This is a genomic window from Pseudomonas brassicacearum (assembly GCF_003732265.1).
In the GTDB taxonomy this organism is placed as follows: domain Bacteria; phylum Pseudomonadota; class Gammaproteobacteria; order Pseudomonadales; family Pseudomonadaceae; genus Aquipseudomonas; species Aquipseudomonas brassicacearum_D.
Genome location: NZ_MOBK01000163.1, coordinates 1 through 585, shown reverse-complemented (window position 1 = coordinate 585; position 585 = coordinate 1). Strand labels below are relative to the sequence as shown.

Sequence of the window (585 nt, the reverse complement as noted above, 5' to 3'; positions counted from 1 at the left end):
TCACCGAATCACTGACGTCGAACTCAGCGTTGAACGTGCCGAAGGTGTCCTCGGTTTTTGCCTGCGTCCACGGTTGCGCGTAGTTGCGATGCACCTTGTTCGCGCTCGGAACCTTGGCATTGGCGGCGACTTGCACGCGCTCTTGCGGCGCATCGGTGTCGCGTTCGGTGTGGCCGATATCGGTCGAAAGCCGTAGTCGCTCACCGCGAAAATCCAGGCCGAGTACGGCCATGTCACGGTCGACACTTTGATCATCCCATTCGGTATCACCGGACTGTTTGACGCCGTTGAAGCGCAGGCCGAACTGATTGTCCTCACCGAACCGCCGGCCGACATCCACGGCACCACCGACCTGATTGTTCGACGCGTAGTTGGCCGTCAGCGAGGTGATCGGTTTGTCGGTGGCACGCTTAGGTACCACGTTGATCCCCCCGCCGACACTGCCCCGCGGCGAGATCCCGTTAATGAGCTGGCTCGGGCCTTTAATGATATCCACACGATCGGCCATTTCCATGTCAATGGTGTACGTCGGCAGTACGCCATAGAGCCCGTTGTACGCCACGTCGCTGTTGAACAGACTGAAAC

Annotated in this window: 1 pseudogene; it reads right to left on the bottom strand. The window is 59.3% G+C overall.

Annotated elements, in window-relative coordinates:
* A pseudogene (locus BK660_RS30595) lies at nt 1-585 on the bottom strand (TonB-dependent siderophore receptor); the annotation flags it as partial.